This window comes from Phreatobacter stygius, assembly GCF_005144885.1.
Taxonomy (GTDB): domain Bacteria; phylum Pseudomonadota; class Alphaproteobacteria; order Rhizobiales; family Phreatobacteraceae; genus Phreatobacter; species Phreatobacter stygius.
Window position 1 is genome coordinate 34,981 of record NZ_CP039690.1, and the last position, 19,320, is coordinate 54,300.

A 19,320-nucleotide genomic window follows, 5' to 3' on the forward strand; every position below is an offset into this window, starting at 1 on the left:
CCCCACGAGAGGAACCATCGCCAGTCCATTGCCGACCCGCAGGCTTTCACTGCGCCATGGCCGCGCTCGTCACGGCCATCCACGTCTTCCCGGTCAGGTCATGCGTTGATGGCCGGGCCAAGGCCGGTCAAGACGGAGGGGCAGTGCGGTACTACCCGCGCGCCGACCGCACGAAGGCCAGGAGTTCGGCGTTGAAGCGCGGCGCGTCTTCCCAGAATGGCAGATGGCCGACGCCGTCGTAGAACGACGTCTTGGCGCCCGGAATGGTCGCCGCGGTATATTCGCCGACCGCCGGCACCACCGCCTTGTCGGCGCGGCCATGGGTGACCAGCACCGGCAGTTTCAAGGCCTTGAACATCGCCTCATAAGGCGTCGGCCGTCCCAGCATGTTGCGGCGGATGGCGGCCGGCGTCATCGCATTGAAGGCCACCATGGTCTCGAACTCCTCCTGGGTCGGCGCCTTGGCGAAACAGGCGCTGAGGAAGGCGCGTGTCTGGCGGATCTGGGTGCCGAGATCAGGCGCCACCATGCCGGCCGAAACCGGGCCGGCCGGCGCCTGCATGTTCAGGGCGGCATGGGTGACGGCATTGACGAAATTGACGCCCGAGACCGCGTCAGGACCATGCACCATGAGGTAATCGGCCATGACCCGGCCGGCATAGGACCAGCCGACCAGCACCGGGCGCACCGCGCCGGTCGCCGCGATCACCGCCTTGACGTCGTCGGCCCAGACCTTGGCCGGCTGATAGGCGTCCCGCCCCGGCGGCTTGTCGGACAGGCCATGGCCGCGCAGATCGAAGCTGATCAGGCGCAGCTCGGCCGCGAGCGCCGGATCGGTCACCTGCTTCAACCAGCAGAGATGCGCCTGGCTGAAGCCGTGGATCAGCACGACCGGCAGCCCCGCCGGATTGCCCCATTCCTGCACGGCGAGCGCGGTGCCGTCGGCCGACATGGCCATCGAGAGCTTGGGCTGGACCGCGGCCGCCACCACTGACGGCCCCTGGGCAAGCGCGGCCGGGCCAGGCGGGCTCGCCGACATGGCGGCGGCAGCGATCAGCGTCGCGCGGCGGGTCATTGCGGTCATGGACGGTCTCCCGGAACCTGCCGGCCCATGGGCGGGCTTCTGGCGCATCAGGATAGGAACGGCCCGGCCGTCGCGGCAATGGTCGAGGCCTTGCCCGGCTGCCCGAAGCGCCATGAAACTCTTATGTCCCCGATAGACCGGGGCTATCGCGGCCACGCGAGATCCGGCCCAGGCGGCGGCCCCAGATGACGTCCCCCAATGACGTCGCAAGATGTTTCGGTCTTGCAAATGGCTCGCATGTGCGTGCAAATGATTTGCATGTGCGAAAATATCATCCGAACTGGGGAGTGAATCATGTCCTTCTGGAAACGCGCCGTCGCAGTTGCCGCCTTGGTGGCGCTGAGCTGGGGCGCCGCCCTGCCCGGCCGGGCCGCCGGCAACCTCGCCGGCCAGACGCCGATCGAGGTGGTGGTCGAGCTCGGCGCACCCGGGCGCCACGCCTTCTTTCCCGACAAGCTGAGGTTTGAAACCGGCCGGCTGTACAAATTGGTGCTGCGCAATGCCAGCGACGCGCCGCACTATTTCACCTCGCACAGCTTCAGCCAGATGATCTACACCCGCAAGGTCCAGGTGGTGCAGCGCCAGGGCGAGCGCCTCGTCACCCTCGCCGAATTCAAGGGCGCCATCCGCGAGATCGAGGTCTATCCGGGCCAGACCGCCGAGTGGTGGTTCGTGCCGGTGGCGACCGGGCGGGTCACCGACCTGCGCTGCGGCATCGTCGGCACCGACGGCAAGACCCACGCCGACCACGGCATGGTCGGCGAGATCGTCATCGAATAGCCAGGGTCCGCCTCGGCCGGTCGCCGCTTGACCGCGGCGGCCGCCTCAGATGCCGAGCTTCTGCTTCAGAATGTCGTTGACCGCACCCGGATTGGCCTTGCCGCCGGACGCCTTCATCACCTGGCCGACGAACCAGCCGAGCAAGGTCGGCTTGGCCCTGGCCTGCTCGACCTTGTCCGGATTGGCGGCGATCACCTCGTCGATCACCTTCTCGATCGCGCCGGTATCGGTGACCTGCTTCATGCCGCGCGTCTCGACGATAGCGGCGGGGTCGCCGCCCTCTGTGAAGACGATCTCGAACAGGTCCTTGGCGATCTTGCCGGAAATGGTGCCGTCGGCGATCAGGTCGATGATGCCGCCGATCTGCGCCGGCGAGACCGGCGAGGCGGTGACGTCGTGGCCCTCCTTGTTGAGGCGGCCGAACAGCTCGTTGATCACCCAGTTGGCGGCAGCCTTGCTGTCGCGGCCCTTGGCCACCTCCTCGAAATAGTCGGCGCTTTCGCGCTCCAGCACCAGGATCGAGGCGTCATAGGGCGTCAGGCCATATTGCGCGATGAAGCGGGCTTTCTTGCCATCCGGCAGTTCCGGCAGATGCTGGGCGAGATCGTCGACATAGGCCTGGTCGAATTCCAGCGGCAGCAGGTCGGGATCCGGGAAATAGCGATAGTCATGCGCTTCTTCCTTCGAGCGCATCGATCGCGTCTCGCCCTTGACCGGGTCGAACAGGCGGGTCTCCTGATCGATCGTGCCGCCATCCTCGATGACGCCGATCTGGCGGCGCGCCTCGTGGTCGATCGCCTGGCCGATGAAGCGGATCGAATTGACGTTCTTGATCTCGCAGCGCGTGCCCAGCTCGTCGCCGGGCTTGCGCACGGAGACGTTGACGTCGGCACGCAGGTTGCCCTTTTCCATGTCGCCGTCGCAGGTGCCGAGATAGCGCAGGATGGTGCGCAGCTTGGTCACATAGGCCTTGGCTTCGTCGGCCGTGCGCATATCCGGCTTGGAGACGATCTCCATCAGCGCCACGCCGGAACGGTTCAGGTCGACATAGGACAGCGTCGGGCTCTGGTCGTGAATCGACTTGCCGGCGTCCTGTTCCAGGTGCAGCCGCTCGATCCGCACGGTGAAGCTTTCGGTCGGCGTCAGGTCGACGGTCACCTCGCCCTCGCCGACGATCGGGCTCTTGTACTGGCTGATCTGATAGCCCTGCGGCAGATCCGGATAGAAATAGTTCTTCCGGTCGAACACGCTCTTCAGATTGATCTCGGCCTTCAGGCCAATGCCGGTGCGGATCGCCTGCCGGACACATTCCTCGTTGATGACCGGCAGCATGCCCGGCATGGCGGCGTCGACCAGGCTGACCTGGCTGTTCGGCTCGGCGCCGAAGGCGGTCGCCGCGCCCGAGAACAGCTTGGCCTGCGTCGCGACCTGGGCATGGATCTCCAGGCCGATCACGACCTCCCAGTCGCCGGTGGCGCCGGGGATGAGCTTCTTCGGATCGACAGGCACGGTCATGGCGGGCTCGTACAAACTTGGGGTGCTGTGCCGGGAGTAGCGAATGGAGCGCCCGAGAACAAGGGTCGCCGCATCGCCGCCGGCCGATTGGCCTGTCGCATCGGTTGTTTTTGCGTCATCGCAGCCGGTATCGGCTCGACCTCTCACCCTACTCGCGCTTCGCTATTCGCCGCTCCGTCTAGAGCGGCGTCGCGCCGCGCCCGACAAACAGGATCGGACCGGTCGGCCGGCCGGTCGGCGAGCCGCCGGCCGGTTCCAGCGTGATCTCATAGAGCTGGTCGGCCACCGGCGCCGGCAAGCCGGATGTCCGGTAGTCCTGGCCGCGCGCGCTGGTCATCAGGCCGATCGAGCGCGGACCGACGGCGCGATCCCAGAGTGTCCAGACCTGCAGGGTGCGGCCCTCCGGAACCGGGATCGGGGTGAGCGGCACGACCCGGATGCGACCGTCGGCGAAGGCCTCGACAATGGCGCCGGCGGTCTGTGTGTTCGGCGCGTTGAGCACGGCGACCACCACCGGGCCGGCCGGCGGCCCGAGCGGCCGGACCAGCAGGACCGCCGCCAGCACGAAGGCCGCCGCGACGCCGGCGAGCGCGGCGATCCTGAGCGCCCTGACATCGGCCCAGAAGGCCTTGGCGCGACCGACGAGGCCGGTCGAAGCGGGCGCGGCCGGCGCGGCCGGAGCCGCACCGATGGCGCGCTCGATGCCGGCCCAGAGCTCGGCCGAGGGCTCGATCGGTGGAGCCGCCTCGTCCAGCGGCAAGAGCCTGGCGCGCCAGTCGGCAACGGCGCGGCGGACCTCCGGATCGGTCACCATCAGCCGCTCGAAGGCCTCGTTCTCGTCCTTGCTCATGAGCCCCGCCACATATTCGCCAGCGGATGCGATGATCTCGTCGGTCATCCCATGCACTCCCTGAGCGAGATCAGCGAGCGGCGGATCCACGCCTTCACCGTGCCGAGCGGCACGGCGAGCCGTCCGGCGATTTCGCCATGCGAGAAACCGTCGACATAGGCCATCAGGACACTGGTCCGCCGGCGGGGATCGAGCCCTTCCAGGCAGCGCTTCAGCGCATTGGCCTCGGGCAGCATGTCGGCCGCCGAATAGGCCTGGACGGCATCGGCGGTGTTCTCCGGCACCTCTTCGACCAGATCCTCGCGCCGGCCGTCGCGCAGCACGTTCAGCGCCTGGTTGCGCACGATGGCATAGAGCCAGGCCTTGGGCGGGCCGAGTTCCGGATTGAACCGGTGGGCATTGCGCCAGATCTTGACGAAAGCCTCCTGCACCACCTCTTCCGCCAGTTCGCGCCGTTTCACGATGCGCATGGCAACCCCGATCATGACCGGGCATTCGCTCTCGTAGATCACGCGCAAGGCCGCGCGGTCACCCTTGGCGCAGCGCGCCAGCGCATCCTTCAGGTCGGCGGCGGGTAGCGCCATGATGCACTCCGGAAGCCTCGATTGCGGCCATTACACGCGCGTTCGGCATGTGGATGCAATCGCGCGGGGGAAATTTTGGCGCAGCGCCGCCGCGACCTGCGACCCCGCGTCTTCACGAACCCGTGATCGACGCATCCGCCGGGCCGGCGCGCCGGGTACCCCTCACGACGGCGCAGCAGCGACCGATCAGGGGAGACCGCCCATGTCCAGCAAAGCCACGTTTCTTGCCGCCACCTTCGCGCTCGCAGCCCTTGCCGCGCCGGCTCAGGCTGATCGCCTGGTCGGCCTGGTCGACGGCCGGACGCTCGTCTCCATTGATCCCGCGACCCGCATGGTCTCGCGTCCGGTCGCGATCTCGGGCGTCGGCCAGCTCGTCGGCATCGACCGCCGGCCGGCCGACGGCCTGCTCTACGGGCTCGCCGCCGACGGCTCGATCGTCACCATCGATCCGCAGACCGGCCGCGCGACGGTGAAATCCAAACTGTCGGAGACGCTGCGCGGCGGCACCTCGATCACCGTCGACTTCAATCCGGTGGCCGACCGCCTGCGCGTCATGACCCCCGACGGGGTCAGCCTCAGGGTCAATGTCGATGACGGCAAGGCGACCGTCGACGGCAGCCACAAGTTCAAGGAGGGCGACGCCAATGCCACCCGCACGCCGCGCGTGGTCGCCGGCGCCTATAGCAATTCGGTGAAAGGGACGACGGCCACCGCGCTCTACGACATCGATGCCGGCTCGAATGCGCTGGTGACCCAGGTGCCGCCGAACGATGGCGTGCTGAACACGATCGGTGCGCTCGGCATCACGCTGTCCGGGCCGGCAGCCTTTAATATCGCCAGCATGAACGGCACCAATGCGGCCTGGCTGGTCACCGCGGGCAATGTCTATTCGGTCGACCTGCAGACCGGTCGCGCCACCATGAGCGGCGCGCTGCAGGGCCTCACCGGCGCGCTCAGCCACATTGCCTGGGTCGACTGACACCGCTCCCGTTGTGACAGTCGCCTGAGCCGGAGCGGTCCCCACGCCAATGTGGGGGCCGTTCTCGCGCGTCCCGGACGCTCAGCCCCGGGATGGGCCTTCGATGCGGCCGGCGAGATAGCGGCAAAGCCCGCCGCCGACCAGCGCGCCGGCCGCCAGCACCGTCAGATAGGTCAGCTTCAGCGGCGGATCGCCGCTGTACCAGCCCATCGCCAGCAGGATGCAGAACAGGCCCGTCGTCACCCACAGGAGCCAGGCGAACACCGTCAGACAGGCGATCGCGATGGCGCGGGTGATGATCATCTCAAGCCCACCACTGGTCCTGCACCGGGAACGACCCCTTGGCCTTTTCGATGACGCTGGCCACCGAGAACAGCGTCTCCTCGTCGAAGGCGCGGCCGATCAGCTGAAGCCCGAGCGGCAGGCCCTGAGGATCGAGGCCGGCCGGAACCGCGATGCCCGGCAAGCCGGCCATGTTGACGGTCACCGTGAAGACGTCGTTCAGATACATCTCGACCGGATCGCCCGATCCCTTCTCGCCGATGCCGAAGGCCGCGGACGGCGTCGCCGGCGTCAGGATCGCGTCGACGCCCTGGGCGTAAGCGTCCTCGAAATCCTTCTTGATCAGGGTGCGCAGCTTCTGGGCCCGGACGTAATAGGCGTCGTAATAACCGGCCGAGAGCACATAGGTGCCGATCATGATGCGGCGCTTGACCTCCTTGCCGAAGCCCGCGGCGCGGGTCTTCTCGTAGAGGTCGGTGATGTCCTTGCCCGGCACCCGCAAACCGTAACGCACGCCGTCGTAACGGGCGAGGTTGGAGGACGCTTCCGCCGGCGCCACGATATAATAGGCCGGCAGCGCATATTTGGTGTGCGGCAGCGAAATCTCGACGATCTTGGCGCCGGCGTCCTTGAGGATCGCCGCCCCCTCTTCCCAGAGCTTCTCGATCTCCGGCGGCATGCCGTCGACCCGATACTCCCGGGGGATGCCGATGGTCATGCCCTTGACCGATTTGCCGACCGCCTTGGCGTAGTCGGGCACCGGCAGATCGACGCAGGTCGTGTCCTTGGCGTCGGCGCCGGCGAACGAGCGCAGCAGCATGGCGGTGTCCAGCACCGTGCGCGCGATCGGCCCGGCCTGGTCGAGCGACGAGGCGAAGGCCACCACGCCCCAGCGCGACACCCGGCCATAGGTCGGCTTGATGCCGACCGTACCGGTGAAGGCGGCGGGCTGGCGGATCGAGCCGCCGGTATCGGTCGCGGTGGCGCCGGCGCACAGATGCGCCGCGACCGCCGAGGACGACCCGCCGGACGAGCCGCCGGGCACCAGATAGGTGCCTTCGACACCGCCGGCTCCGCCGCTCACATTCGAGCCCTTGCGCCGCCAGGGGTTGATCGCGCCGGGGAAGCAGCTCGTCTCGTTCGACGAGCCCATGGCGAACTCGTCATTGTTCAGCTTGCCGAGCATGACCGCGCCGTCGCGCCACAGATTGGTGGTGACCGTCGATTCATAGGTCGGCACGAAATTGGCGAGGATCTTCGAACAGGCGGTGGTGCGCGTGCCCTTGGTGCAGAACAGGTCCTTGACACCCAGCGGAATGCCTTCGAGCGGCCCGATCTCGCCCTTGGCGATGCGCTCGTCCGAGGCCCTTGCCATGGCCAGTGCCTTGTCCGGCGTTTCCAGCACATAGGCGTTGAGGCTGCGCGCCTTTTCCATGGCGCCGAGATAGGCCTTGGTCAGATCGGTGGCCGAGAAGTCCTTGGCGGCGAGGCCGGCATGGGCCTCGGCGATCGAGAGATGGGTCAGGTCGGTCACCGGTGTCACTCCACGACCTTGGGAACGGCGAAGAAGGTGCCCTCGTGTTCGGGCGCATTGGCGACGATCTGCTCGGCGATGCCGCCATCGGTGATCGCATCCTGGCGCTTCTTCATCGCCATCGGCGTGACCGAGGTCATCGGTTCGACGCCTGACACGTCGACCTCGCTCAATTGCTCGACGAAGGAGAGGATGGCGTTGATCTCGCCCTGGAGGTGCGGCACCTCCGCCTCGGTGACGGCAATACGCGCCAGATGCGCGATACGCCGCACGGTCGCCTGATCGACGGACATGGAAGTGTTCACCCGGTCGCGTGAGGAATAACGATCGGGCCTCATAGCACCCGGTCGTTTCGCGCCGCAACCGCGCAGGCGATCAGGTCTCGGCCGCGGGACCTGCCTCGCGCCCGTTGTCACGCCCGTTGTCACGCCCTTGGGTCTCGCCGTTGCGGCCGACAAATTGCCCGGCAAGTCTCGGCAGCTCGCTCAGTCGGAAGCGCAGAATGGCGGCGGAGGGAATGCTTGGCCTCGGCCGGCCGTCACCTGGCCCGCCCGGTTCATCGGCCCGGTCGGCGCCTGGTTGAACCGGTGTAAAGGGACCCCGCTCCGCCGGCCCGCCTGATGACGTGGCCCGCTCCGGCGCAACCGCGCCGCCCTGCGCTCCGGCCGCTCCATTGTTCTCGGAGCGCTGCCGCGTCGTCGAAACCGCCGGCATGGCTTGCGCCGCCCGGGTTTCGGCGATCAGCCGGGCCCGCAGGGCCCGGGCAACGGCGGCGCCGCCTTGCGGGATCGGTCGCGGCCGCGCGACGATGACGGCCGGCTCTTCGCGAACCGTCGAATCGAGCGCCCCATAAAGCGCGGCATGGGCCTTGAGCGCTGCTGGGTCGGCGATTTCGGAGGTCGAGAATGTGTTGCGCGGATCGTTCATAGAGCCCTCTCGCATCGGGCTGCATTTTGCCAGCGCACCACCGGCGTCGCGAGTGGAACTATTCGTTAACCCTGACGAACATGGTTTACCTCAGGTTAAATTCCGTCAGGCTTTGGCTTAAGCGTCTGAGCACGCTAGAACCGGGCGGAAGCCTGTTCCCCGGACTTATCCACATGTGTGCAGACTGCAACGACCTGTTTCCGCTTCCCGGGTCCAAGCCGGACCTGGAGGAAGGCGACCGACTCACTCCGCGATTCGGCCCTGATGGCCTGGTCACGGCGGTCACCAGCGATGCCCGGACCGGCGAATTGCTGATGGTCGCGCATATGAACGCCGAGGCGCTGGCCCGCACCGTGGAGACCGGCGAGGCCTGGTACTGGTCGCGCTCGCGCCAGTCGCTCTGGCACAAGGGCGACACGTCGGGCCAGATCCAGACGGTGGTCGAGATGCGGGTCGATTGCGACCAGGACGCGGTCTGGCTCAAGGTGACGGTCGGCGGCGACGGCGGCTCCTGTCATACCGGCCGCAGGTCCTGTTTCTATCGCGCCGTGCCGATCGGCAAGCCGGTGAGCGAGGCTCGCCTCGAACCGCGCGACGCCGAGCGTCTGCGCCCGGCTTTCGGCTGAGCCATGCTGCGTCTCCGTCGCACCCGCAGGCGCCAGAACGAAGAGCCGGCCGAGCCCAAGGCCGCTCCGGTGCCGCCGCCGCGCCCGACCATTGGCCTGGCGCTCGGCGGTGGCGCGGCCCGAGGCCTGGCGCATATTGGCGTGCTGCGCGCCCTGGTGCGCGCCGGTTATGCGCCCGACGTCATTGCCGGCACGTCGATCGGCGCGGTGGTCGGCGGCCTCTATGCCGCCGGCAAGCTGGAGGCGCTCGCCGACTGGGCCGTCGCGCTGAAGCGCCGCGACGTGATCTCGCTCGTCGACATCGCGATTTCCGGCGGCGGGCTGATGGGCGGCTCGCGCATTGCCCAGCTGCTGGAGCGCGAGATCGGCGACAGCCGCATCGAGGACCTGCCGATCCGTTTCGCCGCGATCGCCACCGAGATCGGCACCGGTCACGAGGTCTGGCTCACCCGCGGCCTCATGATGACGGCGCTGCGCGGCTCTTATGCCCTGCCCGGCATCCTGCCGCCGGTGCGGATCGGCGGACGCTGGCTGATGGACGGGGCCTTGTCGAACCCGGTGCCGGTTTCGGTCACCCGTGCACTCGGCGCCCGCCTGGTGCTCGCGGTCAGCCTCAATGCCGATGCGCTCGGCCGCGCGACCGTCATCCAGGATCACGGCACCAGCCCGGAAGACGAGGCCTTCCCGCTCATCGAGCGGCGGCCGCGCGTCAGGGCGGTGGTCAATCTCGGCCGGGGTCTCGGCCGCGGGCTGGGCCGGGCGTTGTCGCGTCCGCTGCGCGCGCGCCTGAGCGAGACGGTCGACGACGGCGCCATCGACCCGCGCATTGCGCTGGCCCGTTCACCCGGCATCCCGACCGTGCTGGCCAAGGCCTTCAACGCGACCCAGGAGCGTATCGCCCGCACCCGGCTGGCCGGCGATCCGCCGAACGTCCTGATCGGCCCGCGCTTGTCGCGCCTCGGCCTGTTCGAGTTCCACCGCGCCGCGGACGCCATCGCGCTCGGCGAGGAAGCAACCGAACGGCTGCTGCCCGACATTGCCGAAGCGATGAAGGCGGTCGCTTGATCCGGGACCTGCGGTCGATCCCGGGTCCGATCGGCGGCGCGCGGCGCCTGGCGATCAGGAGTTCATGATGTAGTCCTTGAGCGCGCTCTGCTCGTGCTCCATCTCGGCGACCCGCGACTTGACCACGTCGCCGATCGAAATGATGCCGACCAGCTTGCCGTTGTCGAGCACCGGCAGATGGCGGAACTTGCCTTCGGTCATGCGCTCCATGAGATCGCCGATCGAGTCGGTTTCGGCGCAGGTCACCACCTTGCTCGTCATGGTCTGCGAGACATTGCTGTCGAGCGCGCCGGCACCGAGCTTCGCCACCGCGCGAACGATATCGCGCTCGGACAGGATGCCCGCAATGCCCTTGCCGGAACCGGTGACCACCACGGCGCCGATCTTCATGTCGGCGAGCATGTGAACGGCATCGGCAAGCGAAGCGTCCGGCGAAATCGTCGCGACGTTGCGGCCCTTGCTGTCGAGTATGTGGCGAACGACACTCATAGTGGTTGCCTCCGTTCCCAACGGGACAGTCACGCCGACATGCCCCAGTCATGCCCCGGTCGTTCCGGACGACAAGGATTTACCGAGTAGGCGCCGGACGCAAGCCGGTTGTCGTGCGCTGCGGCATGACGAAGCTAACTCAGGCAGCCACGGGATCGAAGAGTCGGAATAAGACCAATCCTGCGACAAATCCGCCGAGGTGGGCTTGCCAGGCGATCTGGCCCTCGGCGCCGGGGATCGGCAGGCTGACCGCGCCGAACACCACGTTCAGCAGGATCCAGACCGTGATCATGCCCATGACCGTGCCGTTGCGGACCAGGTCCGGCAGGCTGAGCGCCGGGACATGATAGGCGTCCGGATGGGCCGAACGCATGGGGCCGAGCGGACCGCCGCTCTGGAACACGAAACGCACCGCCGCCGCGGTGAAGCCGGACACGGCGGCTGACGCCCCGATCATCGGCGCAAGCTCGGCGCCATTGGCGGCAAGATGCGCCGCCGCGCCGATCGCCGCCGTCACGACGAAGAAGGCCAGGCTGCGCAGCGTGCCGAACCGTCGCGCCACCGGGCTGCCGAACACCACGAACCACAGCACGTTGACGCCCAGATGGGTCCAGTCGGCGTGCAGGAACGCATAGGTGACGAAGCTCCAGATATCCGCGGCGATCCCGCCGGGAAACCCCCAGGAGGCCGCCAGCGATCGCTCGAAACGGGCGGGAATGAAGGCAAAGGTCAGCAGGACCTGGATATCGGTCTCGGGATCGAGCACGAAGACCCGCCAGCAATGGACAAGGATCATCACCCCGGCGAGCACCGCGATGACGCCGGGAATGTTCAGGATCGGTTCGCGTTGGGACAAGTGCAGGGGCTTTCGGCGGCCAAGGCGGCCGCTCGGGGCAGCGGCTTTGCAAGCCTCACTAGAGCCAATCGGGCCCTCAAGTCGAGAGCCGGCACACCGGAAGGCAGGGCGATGCCGGGCAGTGCCGCAAAAAAGAGGGGGAGATCTCGCGATCTCCCCCCGGCCGAAGCCGCGCAAGCGGCAAGCCGCCTGCGATGGCCACGTCACCATCTCCTCCGGTCCCCGGAGACAAGATCTTCGTGTCGGATCGCCGGTGGATCTGTCCCGGCCCCGAAAGGCAACATCGCCACCACATCACGGCGGCTCCGGCCCGGGCAATCGAAAGGTTCTGTTTACCTTAACCCGTCCCAGGGGCCGTCCCGCCAATGCCTCGGATCGGGGCGGCTTTGCCCTGGCATGGCCCATGCGTAGAGACCGGCAGAAGTGTCCGGCGGACCGAATTTTGTCCCAGGACGGTACAGTCTGGTTACGAGGAATTCCATGCGACATGCAGCGAGCCGCACCCTGTTCAACTATTGGGACGGCCTGCGCGCCGGCGGGATCGCTCCCGACCGCGCCGATATCGAGCCGCGCGGCATTGCCGGCATCCTGGGAGACACCTTCATCCTGGAGACCGATCGGCTCGGCGTCGTGCCCTATCGCCTGGCCGGCTCCCGGGTCTGCGCCATTTTCGGACAGGAGATGAAGGGCCTGCCCTTCCTCGGCCATTTCACCGGACAGGACCGTGCCAGGGTGGCTCAGGGGCTTGCCGACGCCAATGCCGCACCGACCGGCCTGCTGATCGCCGCCGAAGGCATCAGCGCGGCGGGACAGACGGTGCCGCTGGAACTGGTCGTGCTGCCGCTCGCCCATCGCGGCCGGATCGGCGCACGCATGGTCGGCGTGATCTCGATGCTGGAGAGCCCCTATTGGATCGGCCGCGACGAAATCACCGAGCTGAAGGTGGTCCATGTCAAACTGATCTGGCCGAATTGGCAGGACCAGCAGCCGGCGCAGCCCCGCGTGGCCATCGCCAACGCGGCGAGTTCGGCGATTTCCGCCGTGTTTCCGTCCCGCCCGGCGCTGCGGGTCATCGAGGGCGGCCGCATGGCCTGAGGCGTCGCAGGTGACGGGTCGCTGCAACGCAGCGTTAACGACATGACACTAATGTCCGGGACGTCGGTTCGCGAATATCCCTGATCATGCCAGCGCTCGCCAAAGTCCTGTCCGTCGCCTCGGGCGAAGAGAGCCGCCGCTTTCAGCGCGTGCGTGTGGATCTGCTCGGCCGTTTCATGCTGAGCGACCGCCGCGAATTCCCCTGCCAGGCCATCGACATGTCGCCCGGCGGCGCCCAGATCGTCGCCCCCGTGGTCGGCAAGCTCGGCGAGCGGGTGGTTGCCTATCTCGACCATATCGGGCGCATCGAGGGCATGGTCGTCCGGGTCGTCCCGAACGGTTTCAGCATGACCATCGAGGCTTCGGCGCGCAAACGCGACAAGCTTGCCGATCAGCTGACCTGGCTGGCCAACCGGCAGATTCTCGGCCTGCCCGAGGATCGCCGGCACGAACGCATCGTGCCGACCAACCCGTTCACCACCATCACCGTGCCGTCAGGTGAAAAGCTGCCGGTCCGGATCATCGACATCTCGCTGTCCGGCGCCGCCATTGCCGGAACCGACAGCGTCAAGGTCGGCGACATCGTCCAGGTCTCGCGCACCATGGCGCGTGTCGTGCGCATGCTCGACAAGGGCTTTGCGGTGGAATTCTCCGGCCAGCAGCCGATCGAGACCATCCTGCAGCTGGCCCGCGAGGTCGGCGCGGACCTCGGCGCCGACATCCGGTCCGACCAGGACGACCGCTTCCCCACGCGCTGAGCCCCGGCTACGGTTGGCCACAGGGCTTCGGCTGGTGCTGAACAAGCCCTGAAGATCGCCCCGACATTGCGCCCTATCGGCTTAATCGCAGGCCGCGCCCGGCCCGTTCTGTCGGCCCCCTCGCGAGCGTCTCGCCGGGCCTCTCGCCGCCGGCGGCCGTTTCACGTCAAGGCCTTAGCCCCGACGCCAACGATTTTCACCGGATTCCACCGGCTGAATCCACGTCCCGTTAAACTGAACAGACCCTCACCGGATCGCTTAGCCTTTCACCGATCCGCTTCAGCCCCCCGCAAAGCCCGCCTGCCATGGTGCGGCCATCGACGGAGGGACACGTCATGCAGGGCCGGTGGACAACGGTATTGGGAGGCTGCGCCTTGGCGCTGGCGACCGTGCTCGCGCCCGCCTGGCATGGCGTTCGGGCCGGTCCGCAGCTCGCCTATCTGACCGAGGCCGGCACCACCAGCGTGCCGATCGGCTGGGCCCAGTTCTGCGAGCTCAATGCCGCGGATTGCCAGGCCCGTCCGGCCCGCGTCGAGAACGTCACGCTGAGCCGCGCGGTCTGGACCCAGCTCGTGCGCATCAACGCCCATGTCAACGCAACCGTCGAGCCGGTCACCGACATCGACCAATATGGCGCCGACGAGGTCTGGACCTATCCGATCTCCGGCCGCGGCGACTGCGAGGACTATGTGCTGTTGAAGAAGCAGATGCTGATCCGCGCCGGCCTGCCGGCCAGCGCCCTGTTGATCACCGTGGTGCGCGACCGCAAGGGCGAGGGCCACGCCATCCTGACCGTCAAGACCGATCGCGGCGACTACGTGCTCGACAACGAGACCGACGAGATCCGCCTCTGGCATGCGACCGGCTATCGCTTCGTCAAGCGCCAGTCCCAGGACGACCCGAACCGCTGGGTGACGGTCGGCCCCGCAACGGCGCCGACCGCCGTCGCGTCCCCATAAATCAGGAGTTTCGCGTCCTCGGTCACGTCCCACCCCTCCCCGTCCCCAGACCGGGTTCGCGATCGACGGCCGGTGCCTCAGAATGAGGACCGGCCGTCACCTTTTTTCGATGGCGGCAGCGCCCGGGTCACGCGCCCCGGGCGGCCCAGGCCACCGCCTGGTCGAGCCGGTCATTGCCCCAGAACAATTCGCCGTCGGCGGTCACGAAGCTCGGCGCGCCGAAGATGCCGGCGGCCTTGGCCGCCTCGACCGCGGCCCTGAGCGCCTGCTTGACCGCGTCGCTGCCGGCCGCCACCAGCAACGGCGCCGGCTCGACGCCGATGTCGCGCAGCAGCCGGCCAAGCACTTCGGCGTCGGCGATCTGCGCGCCGTCCCCGAACGCGGCGCGATAGACGGCGCGCGAAAAAGCCGCGCGCTTGCCGTCATCCGGCAAGGCGGTCGCGACGCGCGCCGCCAGCAGGCTGTTCTGCGGGAACGGATCGGGCATCCGGAACGGCAGGCTGGCGGCCGCCATGGTTCGCTGCAGGTCGCGCCACATGTAGCGGCCCTTGGCCGGCTGGGTGTTGAAGGGCGACGTGGTCAGGCCGAGATCGGCGAAGATCGGCCCGAGCAGGAAGGGCCGCCAGCGCAAGGTGACACCGGCGCGCTCCGCCACCTCCCCGGCCCGCATCGCGGCCGGATAGGAATAGCTCGAGGCGAACTCATAGAAGAAGTCGATGGACGGTGCCGCCATGGTTCACCCGATGACCTTGAGGCCGTTCTTGAACCGGTTGGCGTTCTCGACATAATGCGCCGCGCTCAGCTTCAGGCGGGCAACCGCCGCGTCGTCGAGGCTGCGCACGGCGCGCGCCGGCGAGCCGACGATCAGTGAATTGTCCGGGAACTCCTTGCCCTCGGTGATCAGCGCATTGGCGCCGACGAGGCAGTTCCGCCCGATCTTGGCATTGTTGAGAATGGTTGCGCCCATGCCGACCAGCGTATTGGCGCCGATCGTGCAGCCGTGCAGGATCGCCTTGTGGCCGATGGTGCAGTCCGGCCCGATCACCAGCGGGTAGCCCATATCGGTGTGCAGCACGCACATTTCCTGGATATTGCTGCGCTCGCCGACCTCGATCCACTCGTTGTCGCCGCGCAGCACGGCGCCGAACCAGATGCCGGCATCGGTCTTCAGCCGCACCGCCCCGATCACATGGGCGTCGGGCGCCACGAAGAAGCGCTGATCGGCGGGAAGCTCCGGCGCAATGCCGTCGAGCGCGTAAATAGGCATGGGCTCCTCCAGGGTGTTGGAAGAGCTATGCCACGGCGATCCCGCGAATTGAAGGTGACGAACGGCCGATCAGAAGCCGAAAGACATGATCACCATGGCGACCACCCGGCCCGACATCAGGCTCCAGATGCCGGCCAGCACGGTGGCCAGGAACACGAATTCGAAACGCCGGTTCTCGATCAGCCGGCCGCGAATGGTGTTGCGGATGATGATCGCCGGTGCGGCGAAGGCCAGGAACGGCACCGCGAGCACCGCACCGAAACCGCCGGTCTGCAGCAGCCGGAAGCTCGCCGGCTTTTCCGTCAGCACCCGGTAGAGCGCGACGAACAGCCCGGCGACGGCAAAACCCAGCGCGAGCGAATGGATGAGTTGCAGGCTCAACAGCGACATGACGCGGCACTCGACATGATCCGCCGACACGGGTCCCGTGCCGGTTCGGTTCAATTGCTACCGCGTCATTAGGTTTTTGTTAAGCTTGGGCGCCCGATTCCTTAAGGAACGGTTAATGCGCCGCTCCCCGCCTATTCGTCCTCGAGATCGATATCGAGGATCGAGATGGTCACGGTGTAGGAGGTCTCGCCGTCCTCGACATCCTTGTAGAGCGTGCCGATCTGCTCGTCGCCGATGGTGACCTCGATCATCTCCTTGCGGCGCGGATTGGGCGTGAGCTTGATCGTCGTGTTGCCGAACTTGCGGCGCAGGTAGTCCTGCAGCTTGGTGATTTCCTGCTTGTCCACGGCTGATGCCTCCGGTGTTCCGACGCATGTCCTGCGAAGCGGCAACCGTTTCGCCTCCGGGACATGCGGCAAATCAAAACTGAGACCGCCGTGTGCCATGGTCGCCGGCCGCAGTCAAAGGCCGAGCGGCTTCACAACGGCATCAGCCGCCGCAATCCCCGGCGATCATCTGGTCCATGCTGCGCGACGGCTCCGGACAGCCGGCCTCGCCGACGATCTTGGCCGGCACGCCGGCAACCGTCTTGCAGGGCGGCACGGGCGACAGCACCACCGAGCCGGAGGCGATCCGTGAATGATGGCCGATCTCGATATTGCCGAGCACCTTGGCGCCGGCGCCGATCATCACCCCGCGGCCGATCTTCGGATGCCGGTCGCCGGTTTCCTTGCCCGTGCCGCCGAGCGTCACGTCCTGCAGGATCGACACCTCGTCCTCGACCACCGCGGTCGCGCCGACGACCAGGCCGGTGGCATGGTCGAGGAAGATGCCCCGGCCGATCCGGGCGGCGGGATGAATGTCGGTCTGGAACACCACCGACGAGCGGCTCTGCAGATAGAGCGCGAAATCCTTGCGCCCGGCCGCCCAGAGCCAATGCGCCAGCCGGTGGCTCTGGATCGCGTGGAAACCCTTGAAATAGAGCAGCGGCTCGATCGCCCGGTCGGTGGCCGGGTCGCGATCGACCACCGCCATGATGTCGGCGCGCATCGACACGCCGATCTCCGAGGCGGTGTCGAGCGCATCGTGGAAGGCCTGGCGGATGATCGCCATGGGCACGTCGGGATGATCGAGCCTGGTGGCGACCCGCGAGGCGACCGCCTCCTCCAGCGAATGCTGCGAGATCACCGAGCCGAACAGGAAGGTCGCCAGCGCCGGCTCGCGTTCGGCCGCGGCACTGGCTTCGGCCCGAATGCGGTGCCAGACCGGGTCGACCGATTCAAGGCCCTGGACGCGCTGGCGCACGTCCGAACGAAAGCTCGCAGACATCACCGTCTCCTGTCACGCAACAGCGCCGGATGGAGCCCCATCCCGCGCCGGGCCTTGGCAGGATCGCGACCCTGCAGCAGTGCACGCATCATAACGCAAGGCGTTGGATTTAAGGACCCTCAATCGGAATCAAATCCTGAGGAGCCACGACATGAAGCATTTGAATCAGAATCAGAACCTGAACAAACCTTCTCTAACAGACTGATTTTACGAAAGGTTGAATGCGAAACGGGCGCCCGGCCGTCAGCCGAGGAAGGCCAGGATGGCGTCGGCGAAGACATCGTTCTTGTCGCCCGCCACCATGTGGCCGGCGCCGCTGACATCGATGAAACGGGCATGCGGCACCAGCGCCAGGAAAGCCTCGGCGCTTTCCGGGCTGACGATGTCGGACGAGCCGCCGCGCACCAGCAAGGTCGGCATGGTCAACCCACAAGCCGCTCTTTCAAGCCGCGCCACCAGTTGCTCAGGGTCGCTATTGACGGCGCGCGGTCCGTCGAAAAAGCGCGGGTCCCAGTGCCAGTACCAGCGTCCGTCGGCGCGCTGGCGGAGGTTCTTGCGCAGGCCCTCATTGGACCGGGGCTTGGTCCGGTGCGGCAGATAGGCGGCCACCGTGTCGGCCGCCTCGTCGATGCTGGCGAAGCCCTCCTTGGCCCGCGCCATCATGAAATTCTGCACATGGGCAACGCCGCGCTGTTCCATGCGTGGGGTGATGTCGACCAGCACCAGCGCGGAAAAGCACGCGGCGTCGCCAAGGGCGTGGAGCGAGGCGAGGCCGCCGAGCGAAGCGCCGATCGCCACCGGCTTGGAACCGAATTGCCGCTCGATCTGACGCCCGAGCGCCACCGCGTCGTCGCCAAAGTCCTGGAAGGCATAGGCGCCGGTGTCGACCCAGGCGCTGTCGCCATGGCCGCGCTGGTCGACCGGAATGGCGGTGAAGCCGCGCTCGGCGAGCTTGCGCGCGGTCGCCCGCCAGGCGTGCCGGGTCTGGCCGCCGCCATGCAGCAGCAGCGCCGTGCGCTCGCCATGGCCATAGACGTCGCCTTCGAGCCGGTTGCCCTCGGCGCCGGTGAAACGCGCATGCCGCGGATGGATCGACATATCAGGGACGACGCGACAGGAACTGGACGACGCCGGCCTTGAACACCTTGTCGCCGACCGCCGGCATATGGTCGCGGTCCGGGATATCCAGCGCCTCGCCTTTCGGGATGAGGGCTGCCAGCGGCTCCGGCTCGCCAGCGATCTGATCCTTGGTACCGACCGCGACCAGGGTCGGGCAGCGGATCTCGCCGACCTCCTCGGCCGTCATCAGGTTACGCGAGCCGCGGATGCAGGCGGCCAGCGCCGCCCGGTCCGACCGGGTCTGGTTGGCGAAGGCGCGGAACATCCGCCCCTGCGGATCGGTGACCTCGTCCAGCGACGGCGCTTCCAGCGCGTCGGCAATGGTCTCGGGCAGGCCGACGCCGTCGACCAGCTTGATGCCGAGGCCGCCGAGCACGGCGGAACGAACCCGTGCGGGGTGGCGCAGCGCCAGGAAGGCGGTGATCCTGGCGCCCATCGAATAACCGAGCACGTCGGCCGTCTCGAGGCCGAGATGGTCCATCAGGCCGCGGGCGTCCTCGGCCATGACAGTGGTGTGGTAGGCAGCGGGATCATAGAGCTTCTCGGACGCGCCGTGGCCGCGATTGTCGAGCGCGATGACCCGCCGGCCGGCCTTGGTCAGCGTCTCGACCCAGCCGGGATAGACCCAGTTGACATGGGCCGAGGAGGCGAAACCGTGAATGCACAGGATCGGCTCGCCCTCGCCGACATCGAAATAGGCGATGGCGACGCCGGCGGAGGCAAAGGTCTGGAGCGGCAGGGGCGTCGGAAGTGCGGGCATGGAGGCTTTCTAGCCGGCTGAAGCGGCCGGCGGAAGAGCTCTGGCGTGGCGCGGCCATGCACGACCCTGCGC

At 67.5% G+C, this 19,320-nt stretch carries 24 protein-coding genes; 7 read left to right on the top strand and 17 right to left on the bottom strand.

Annotation, left to right across the window (positions count from 1 at the left end; genetic code table 11):
- Nucleotides 1-151 precede the first annotated feature (151 nt).
- Nucleotides 152-1,084, bottom strand: a complete 933-nt coding sequence (locus E8M01_RS00160) for an alpha/beta fold hydrolase (RefSeq protein ID WP_170181701.1) — start codon at nt 1,082-1,084, stop codon at nt 152-154.
- Nucleotides 1,085-1,378: 294 nt separating this feature from the next.
- Here E8M01_RS00160 and E8M01_RS00165 point away from each other — a divergent pair, with 294 nt between their 5' ends.
- Nucleotides 1,379-1,864 carry a cupredoxin domain-containing protein gene (locus E8M01_RS00165; RefSeq protein WP_136958254.1) on the top strand — a complete coding sequence of 162 codons (486 nt, stop codon included), beginning with the start codon at nt 1,379-1,381 and terminating at the stop codon, nt 1,862-1,864.
- 45 nt (nt 1,865-1,909) lie between these two features.
- On the opposite strand, the gene gatB is transcribed toward E8M01_RS00165, so the two are convergent.
- The 3 genes from gatB to E8M01_RS00180 all read right to left on the bottom strand — a co-directional run bounded on the left by gatB (nt 1,910) and on the right by E8M01_RS00180 (nt 4,813).
- Nucleotides 1,910-3,379, bottom strand: coding sequence for an Asp-tRNA(Asn)/Glu-tRNA(Gln) amidotransferase subunit GatB (gatB, locus tag E8M01_RS00170; RefSeq protein WP_136958255.1), 1,470 nt, complete (start codon nt 3,377-3,379; stop codon nt 1,910-1,912).
- Nucleotides 3,380-3,557: 178 nt separating this feature from the next.
- Nucleotides 3,558-4,277, bottom strand: coding sequence for an anti-sigma factor (locus E8M01_RS00175; protein ID WP_136958256.1), 720 nt, complete (start codon nt 4,275-4,277; stop codon nt 3,558-3,560).
- On the bottom strand, nt 4,274-4,813 hold the full coding sequence (locus E8M01_RS00180) for a sigma-70 family RNA polymerase sigma factor (protein WP_136958257.1): 540 nt from the start codon (nt 4,811-4,813) through the stop codon (nt 4,274-4,276). Before E8M01_RS00180 ends, E8M01_RS00175 begins: the two co-directional genes overlap by 4 nt.
- Before the next feature lie 202 nt (nt 4,814-5,015).
- On the opposite strand from E8M01_RS00180, the gene E8M01_RS00185 reads away from it, so the two are divergent.
- Nucleotides 5,016-5,792 (top strand): DUF4394 domain-containing protein, encoded by a 777-nt coding sequence (locus tag E8M01_RS00185; RefSeq protein ID WP_136958258.1) that lies wholly within the window; start codon nt 5,016-5,018, stop codon nt 5,790-5,792.
- 81 nt (nt 5,793-5,873) lie between these two features.
- On the opposite strand, the gene E8M01_RS00190 is transcribed toward E8M01_RS00185, so the two are convergent.
- The 4 genes from E8M01_RS00190 to E8M01_RS00205 all read right to left on the bottom strand — a co-directional run bounded on the left by E8M01_RS00190 (nt 5,874) and on the right by E8M01_RS00205 (nt 8,535).
- Complete coding sequence (locus E8M01_RS00190) at nt 5,874-6,095, bottom strand: DUF4175 domain-containing protein (protein WP_136958259.1); 222 nt, start codon at nt 6,093-6,095, stop codon at nt 5,874-5,876.
- Between the two features lies 1 nt (nt 6,096).
- Entirely contained in the window at nt 6,097-7,608 is a 1,512-nt protein-coding gene (gene gatA, locus E8M01_RS00195; protein ID WP_136958260.1) for an Asp-tRNA(Asn)/Glu-tRNA(Gln) amidotransferase subunit GatA, read from the bottom strand.
- Between the two features lie 5 nt (nt 7,609-7,613).
- Nucleotides 7,614-7,901 carry an Asp-tRNA(Asn)/Glu-tRNA(Gln) amidotransferase subunit GatC gene (gatC, locus tag E8M01_RS00200; protein WP_136958261.1) on the bottom strand — a complete coding sequence of 96 codons (288 nt, stop codon included), beginning with the start codon at nt 7,899-7,901 and terminating at the stop codon, nt 7,614-7,616.
- 82 nt (nt 7,902-7,983) lie between these two features.
- A complete protein-coding gene (locus tag E8M01_RS00205; RefSeq protein WP_136958262.1) occupies nt 7,984-8,535 on the bottom strand; it encodes a hypothetical protein in 552 nt (183 codons plus the stop codon).
- Nucleotides 8,536-8,708: 173 nt separating this feature from the next.
- On the opposite strand from E8M01_RS00205, the gene hisI reads away from it, so the two are divergent.
- Nucleotides 8,709-9,161, top strand: a complete 453-nt coding sequence (gene hisI / locus E8M01_RS00210; protein WP_136958263.1) for a phosphoribosyl-AMP cyclohydrolase — start codon at nt 8,709-8,711, stop codon at nt 9,159-9,161.
- A gap of 3 nt (nt 9,162-9,164) precedes the next feature.
- Nucleotides 9,165-10,226, top strand: coding sequence for a patatin-like phospholipase family protein (locus E8M01_RS00215; protein ID WP_136958264.1), 1,062 nt, complete (start codon nt 9,165-9,167; stop codon nt 10,224-10,226).
- 54 nt (nt 10,227-10,280) lie between these two features.
- On the opposite strand, the gene E8M01_RS00220 is transcribed toward E8M01_RS00215, so the two are convergent.
- Nucleotides 10,281-10,715 carry a CBS domain-containing protein gene (locus E8M01_RS00220; RefSeq protein WP_136958265.1) on the bottom strand — a complete coding sequence of 145 codons (435 nt, stop codon included), beginning with the start codon at nt 10,713-10,715 and terminating at the stop codon, nt 10,281-10,283.
- A gap of 139 nt (nt 10,716-10,854) precedes the next feature.
- Nucleotides 10,855-11,571, bottom strand: coding sequence for a rhomboid family intramembrane serine protease (locus E8M01_RS00225; RefSeq protein WP_246088548.1), 717 nt, complete (start codon nt 11,569-11,571; stop codon nt 10,855-10,857).
- Nucleotides 11,572-12,051: 480 nt separating this feature from the next.
- Here E8M01_RS00225 and E8M01_RS00230 point away from each other — a divergent pair, with 480 nt between their 5' ends.
- From E8M01_RS00230 to E8M01_RS00240, 3 genes are all read left to right on the top strand, one after another.
- Entirely contained in the window at nt 12,052-12,666 is a 615-nt protein-coding gene (locus E8M01_RS00230; protein WP_136958267.1) for a PAS domain-containing protein, read from the top strand.
- Between the two features lie 86 nt (nt 12,667-12,752).
- A complete protein-coding gene (locus tag E8M01_RS00235) occupies nt 12,753-13,424 on the top strand; it encodes a PilZ domain-containing protein (RefSeq protein WP_136958268.1) in 672 nt (223 codons plus the stop codon).
- Between the two features lie 374 nt (nt 13,425-13,798).
- Entirely contained in the window at nt 13,799-14,383 is a 585-nt protein-coding gene (locus tag E8M01_RS00240) for a transglutaminase-like cysteine peptidase (RefSeq protein ID WP_246088549.1), read from the top strand.
- Nucleotides 14,384-14,510: 127 nt separating this feature from the next.
- Here E8M01_RS00240 and E8M01_RS00245 read toward each other — a convergent pair whose 3' ends face one another.
- The 7 genes from E8M01_RS00245 to E8M01_RS00275 form a co-directional block, all read right to left on the bottom strand.
- On the bottom strand, nt 14,511-15,116 hold the full coding sequence (locus tag E8M01_RS00245; protein ID WP_136958270.1) for a 2-hydroxychromene-2-carboxylate isomerase: 606 nt from the start codon (nt 15,114-15,116) through the stop codon (nt 14,511-14,513).
- Nucleotides 15,117-15,119: 3 nt separating this feature from the next.
- Nucleotides 15,120-15,650 carry a gamma carbonic anhydrase family protein gene (locus tag E8M01_RS00250; protein ID WP_136958271.1) on the bottom strand — a complete coding sequence of 177 codons (531 nt, stop codon included), beginning with the start codon at nt 15,648-15,650 and terminating at the stop codon, nt 15,120-15,122.
- A gap of 69 nt (nt 15,651-15,719) precedes the next feature.
- The gene (locus E8M01_RS00255) at nt 15,720-16,040 is read right to left on the bottom strand and encodes a DUF6949 family protein (protein WP_136958272.1); all 321 of its coding nucleotides are present in this window, start codon (nt 16,038-16,040) and stop codon (nt 15,720-15,722) included.
- A 131-nt stretch (nt 16,041-16,171) separates the two neighbouring features.
- The gene (locus E8M01_RS00260) at nt 16,172-16,387 is read right to left on the bottom strand and encodes a DUF3126 family protein (RefSeq protein ID WP_136958273.1); all 216 of its coding nucleotides are present in this window, start codon (nt 16,385-16,387) and stop codon (nt 16,172-16,174) included.
- A gap of 142 nt (nt 16,388-16,529) precedes the next feature.
- Nucleotides 16,530-17,369: a serine O-acetyltransferase gene (gene cysE, locus E8M01_RS00265; protein ID WP_136958274.1), complete on the bottom strand. Its 840-nt coding sequence runs from the start codon at nt 17,367-17,369 to the stop codon at nt 16,530-16,532.
- A 243-nt stretch (nt 17,370-17,612) separates the two neighbouring features.
- Entirely contained in the window at nt 17,613-18,467 is an 855-nt protein-coding gene (locus tag E8M01_RS00270; protein ID WP_136958275.1) for an alpha/beta fold hydrolase, read from the bottom strand.
- A 1-nt stretch (nt 18,468) separates the two neighbouring features.
- Entirely contained in the window at nt 18,469-19,248 is a 780-nt protein-coding gene (locus E8M01_RS00275; RefSeq protein WP_136958276.1) for an alpha/beta fold hydrolase, read from the bottom strand.
- Nucleotides 19,249-19,320 lie beyond the last annotated feature (72 nt).

Excerpts from the sequence above, each read along its gene's own strand:
- E8M01_RS00160 (WP_170181701.1), bottom strand. The coding sequence starts at position 1,084 with ATGACCGCAATGACCCGCCGCGCGACGCTGATCGCTGCCGCCGCCATG.
- E8M01_RS00180 (WP_136958257.1), bottom strand. The coding sequence starts at position 4,813 with ATGGCGCTACCCGCCGCCGACCTGAAGGATGCGCTGGCGCGCTGCGCC.
- gatC (WP_136958261.1), bottom strand. The coding sequence starts at position 7,901 with ATGTCCGTCGATCAGGCGACCGTGCGGCGTATCGCGCATCTGGCGCGT.
- E8M01_RS00220 (WP_136958265.1), bottom strand. The coding sequence starts at position 10,715 with ATGAGTGTCGTTCGCCACATACTCGACAGCAAGGGCCGCAACGTCGCG.
- E8M01_RS00190 (WP_136958259.1), bottom strand. The coding sequence starts at position 6,095 with ATGATCATCACCCGCGCCATCGCGATCGCCTGTCTGACGGTGTTCGCC.
- hisI (WP_136958263.1), top strand. The coding sequence starts at position 8,709 with ATGTGTGCAGACTGCAACGACCTGTTTCCGCTTCCCGGGTCCAAGCCG.
- E8M01_RS00250 (WP_136958271.1), bottom strand. The coding sequence starts at position 15,650 with ATGCCTATTTACGCGCTCGACGGCATTGCGCCGGAGCTTCCCGCCGAT.
- E8M01_RS00235 (WP_136958268.1), top strand. The coding sequence starts at position 12,753 with ATGCCAGCGCTCGCCAAAGTCCTGTCCGTCGCCTCGGGCGAAGAGAGC.
- E8M01_RS00165 (WP_136958254.1), top strand. The coding sequence starts at position 1,379 with ATGTCCTTCTGGAAACGCGCCGTCGCAGTTGCCGCCTTGGTGGCGCTG.
- gatB (WP_136958255.1), bottom strand. The coding sequence starts at position 3,379 with ATGACCGTGCCTGTCGATCCGAAGAAGCTCATCCCCGGCGCCACCGGC.
- E8M01_RS00230 (WP_136958267.1), top strand. The coding sequence starts at position 12,052 with ATGCGACATGCAGCGAGCCGCACCCTGTTCAACTATTGGGACGGCCTG.
- E8M01_RS00175 (WP_136958256.1), bottom strand. The coding sequence starts at position 4,277 with ATGACCGACGAGATCATCGCATCCGCTGGCGAATATGTGGCGGGGCTC.
- E8M01_RS00205 (WP_136958262.1), bottom strand. The coding sequence starts at position 8,535 with ATGAACGATCCGCGCAACACATTCTCGACCTCCGAAATCGCCGACCCA.
- E8M01_RS00215 (WP_136958264.1), top strand. The coding sequence starts at position 9,165 with ATGCTGCGTCTCCGTCGCACCCGCAGGCGCCAGAACGAAGAGCCGGCC.
- E8M01_RS00270 (WP_136958275.1), bottom strand. The coding sequence starts at position 18,467 with ATGTCGATCCATCCGCGGCATGCGCGTTTCACCGGCGCCGAGGGCAAC.
- cysE (WP_136958274.1), bottom strand. The coding sequence starts at position 17,369 with ATGTCTGCGAGCTTTCGTTCGGACGTGCGCCAGCGCGTCCAGGGCCTT.
- E8M01_RS00275 (WP_136958276.1), bottom strand. The coding sequence starts at position 19,248 with ATGCCCGCACTTCCGACGCCCCTGCCGCTCCAGACCTTTGCCTCCGCC.
- E8M01_RS00185 (WP_136958258.1), top strand. The coding sequence starts at position 5,016 with ATGTCCAGCAAAGCCACGTTTCTTGCCGCCACCTTCGCGCTCGCAGCC.
- E8M01_RS00245 (WP_136958270.1), bottom strand. The coding sequence starts at position 15,116 with ATGGCGGCACCGTCCATCGACTTCTTCTATGAGTTCGCCTCGAGCTAT.
- E8M01_RS00255 (WP_136958272.1), bottom strand. The coding sequence starts at position 16,040 with ATGTCGCTGTTGAGCCTGCAACTCATCCATTCGCTCGCGCTGGGTTTT.